Here is a 3,344-nt window from a genome sequence, read left to right as displayed (position 1 = left end):
GAATTCTTGTGAGTATCGAGCCATGTGATTGCCTCCTCCGCCCGCAGTTTACAGGTGAGCTATTGAGGCGACAACTATTTTGACACGGCGGGGCCTTTCGCATGGGTGCCGTGGCACCCAGATACAACAGCAGCAGAGAGCCCCCTAGTAAGGCTATCCCGAGAAACCCCACGGGAGTGAAACGCTCACCGAAGAGGAACCAGGCCAGCAGAGTCGCCACCATAGGCTCAAGGAGCGTGCTGATGCTGGCTGCCGTTGCCGAGGTGGAACGCATCCCTTTGAAGAAGAGAACGTAGGCGAGAGCTGTCGGTATCGTGCCTAGATAGACGAGCAGCGTCCAGGCTTGAGGGGTGTAGGTCATTACCATGTCTTCGGCGAAACCGAACAGCCCAGCGGCACCCACGCTGAAGCTGATGGCAAGGGACTGAAAGGGGTCTCGGTGCGCGGCCAGTTTCTGCGAGATAAGGGTGACCAACCCATAGCTGAAGGCGGATACCAGCGCAAGCACAATGCCACCGGTATCTGCTCCGGTTAGTCTAAGGGGACAGGCACCTTGCGGAGCCAGTCCCCTGTCCTGAAACAGAACCAGGACAGCCGTGCCGGAAAGAGCGCCGACAAGGGCCAACAGTGTCGACCAGGAAGGTCTCTTTCGGGTAAATGCGACGGAGATGACGGCGATCATGACGGGTGCCGTACAAAGAGTAACCACAGTCGCTACCGCTACTCCGGCACGCGCAACGGCGCCGAAGTAGCAGACCTGATACAGCGCGGTCATAAGCCCGATCAGCGTCATCAGCCCCAGGTCGCCACGGGAAACCTGAAGCATCTTTCTACCCTGCCTGGCCCAGCAGACCGAGAACAACACCGGGAGGGAAAACGCGAGCCGGAAGAATCCGATCGACAGGGGATTGGTCGTGGCCAGGTGGTAGATGGTTTTGGTGGAAATGCCGACAGTACCCCACAGGACCGCGGCAAACATAATCAGAAGGAGCCCGCGGCGCGACTCGGCGCGGGCAGCATATATGGACTGCATGGGAAATCTCCTTGAAACTCAGTTGAAAGAAAACGATCTGAGATCAAGGCAGTAAGGCGCAACTCTAGTGGGAACGCAGTAAGCGAACTGGAGGGGGTAACCGGCCAGACTGCCTTGGTTAGGCGAGAATGGCTGAGGGCGGGGGTAATATGCTGGAGAAGGGATAGTACATGCCGACGTATATAGCAACAGCCGGTGCCGATTGTCAAAGAGATTCTCGATCCACAGCCCTTAACTGCATCGCACACGCATTAAGGCGGAAACAAAAACGATAACTGCGGATTAACACCCTGCAAAATCTTACATCTTTAGTTGTATTTCTACCTGCCGTTATCCGTTGTTTCCGTTGAATCCGTGTGCGTGCCGTTGATCTTGCGCTACCCCATTGGGGTGCGGCGGGGTCGGACCAAGGTAGGATGTTGTAAGAAGGTATCTTGCGCAGGGAGAGAGACTCACTATACTTAAATTTATTTTAATTTGGCATAAGGAAGGGGGGGGGCATGGAATGGCAACTGCGTCTCAAAGCGGCGGAGAGCGCGCTTGCGAACGCGCGGGTTCCGTCGTCCCAGGAACTTATATCACTGATCAAACGAGTCAACCCCACCTGCCTTCAGCTTCCTGAACACGACAGGGAGTACGGCTACAGTATCAAAAACCGGCTGCAAAACCTGCTGTTGGAAACCTACGGAGAGGTCTTCCACCTGGAGCCTCATCCCTACACCCCGGACATCATCCTCATCAAGCACAATGCCCTCCCCTCCGTCGACGCCTGCCATGCCGACGTAAAAGCCCTTTCCCTGAAGGCGCTGGACACGGTGGGCAGCATCGCCCCGGCAACAGCCGCCCCCTCGGCAAGAAGTGTGACGAAGGCGGCGAAATCCAGTAAGCCTGCGACCGGAGGCTCGCCGAAGGAGACCTTGAGGAACGCGGAACTTCTGCTTGAGAAGTACGAGTACCCTCAGGCCGAGGAACTCTTGGCCGCCATTCGCATCGCCGACGCCAGGGAATTGCCGACCCTGGTAAAAGCCGCCAGGATGCTGGTGGAAGAGATGGGGGCGTACCAAAGGGCCATCGAGCTCTTACTTGCGCAACCCAGGCAGGTGCTTAAGGACAAGGTGGTCAGGGAACTGCTGGCGATGACCTATTACGGTAACGGTTTGATCGCCGAGGCGAGGGCGCTCTTCGAAGCGGTGCACCCGGGCGACCTGGAAAAGAGTTCCATCTACGCCTACGCCGATCTTTCCTTTAAGGACGGCAACATCTCGCAGGCTTACCATCTTTTGAAGCTCTCGGATGAAAAAGAGGGATTCGTGAGCTCGCACGCCAGCCTGAGAAAGGAGATAGAGGCGGCCATGCTCAAGGAAGCCGAGCCTTATCTGCAAAGGGCTGAGGCCGCCTTTGCCGCTGCAGACCTCGCCCAGGCGGAGGACCTGCTTCAGCAAGCCATTTCCCTCTACCCGAACTTTAAGAAGGCGCGCGAACTGGCCGGAGAGGTCGAGGCGCAAAAAGACGCAGCCCAGGCGGAGAGGCTCTGGGCACAATTCGGTTCATGCGCGGCAGGAACCGACAGGCTCGACCTGCTGGCGCAGCTTCTTGAGCTGGACAAGGACAGAGCCGGGGAAATCAGGGACCTTATGGCGAGAGAGAGGAATCTCCAGAAACAAGGGGCGGTGGAAGATCGCCTGAGCACCCTGCGGACGCTCGCTGCGCAGCAATGCTGGGAGGAGTGCGTCGAGAATCTGATCTGGTTCGCACGCGAGGGTGAGCAGGCCGACCATCAACGGGCCTGCGACGTATCCCCTTATTTTTCTGTGCTTTACCAGAACAAGAAGCTACGAAGACTGGAGAGCCGGGATGCAATGGAGCAGTGGCTTAAGTTCGTCCGGCTCAAGCGGCAGATGGAACAGGGACAGACAGAAGATTGCTGGGACCTCTTGCAGGACCTGAAGCCGTATTTTCATAGCTACCCTTCGTTCAGGAAGGAATACGACCAGGTACTCGAACTGGAGTCGGCAAAAGCCCGGGAGGAGGCGCAGCAATTGCTCACCCGGTTGGAGGAACTGGAGCAGTCGGAGGGAGAAAAGGACGCATTGGCAAAGGCGAAACGGCTCGTGGCCCAGATGCAAAAGCCATTGGCCCTCTTGCCTGCCGATGAAAGGAGCGATTTGAAGCAGGATGCGAAATTCGTGCTTGACCGACTTGAGAAGGAGACAGAGGGCGAGGATAGCATTCTAGATTATCGTGAAGCCCTGATTTTGGGTAATGCCCAGTAGTGTCCGGTTAAGAAGTTGCAGTCGATGGTGGATGCTCT

2 protein-coding genes are annotated in these 3,344 nt (G+C 57.0%); one reads left to right on the top strand and one right to left on the bottom strand.

What is annotated here, in order from left to right; genetic code table 11:
* Positions 1 to 1,033, bottom strand: a 1,033-nt coding sequence (locus K419_RS22450) for a DMT family transporter (protein WP_226377740.1), incomplete at its 3' end; no start/stop codon positions are given.
* A gap of 500 nt (positions 1,034 to 1,533) precedes the next feature.
* Here K419_RS22450 and K419_RS0118710 point away from each other — a divergent pair.
* Positions 1,534 to 3,306 (top strand): tetratricopeptide repeat protein, encoded by a 1,773-nt coding sequence (locus K419_RS0118710; protein ID WP_026842881.1) that lies wholly within the window; start codon positions 1,534 to 1,536, stop codon positions 3,304 to 3,306.
* Positions 3,307 to 3,344 lie beyond the last annotated feature (38 nt).

The sequence above is a fragment of the Citrifermentans bremense R1 genome (assembly GCF_000426865.1).
In the GTDB taxonomy this organism is placed as follows: Bacteria; Desulfobacterota; Desulfuromonadia; order Geobacterales; family Geobacteraceae; genus Geomonas; species Geomonas bremensis.
The sequence above is the reverse complement of the archived record's forward strand: the minus strand, read 5'-3'. Positions and strand labels throughout refer to the sequence as shown.

Bases quoted from the DNA above. Each gene is read 5' to 3' on its own strand.
- K419_RS0118710 (WP_026842881.1), top strand. From the start codon at position 1,534: ATGGAATGGCAACTGCGTCTCAAAGCGGCGGAGAGCGCGCTTGCGAAC.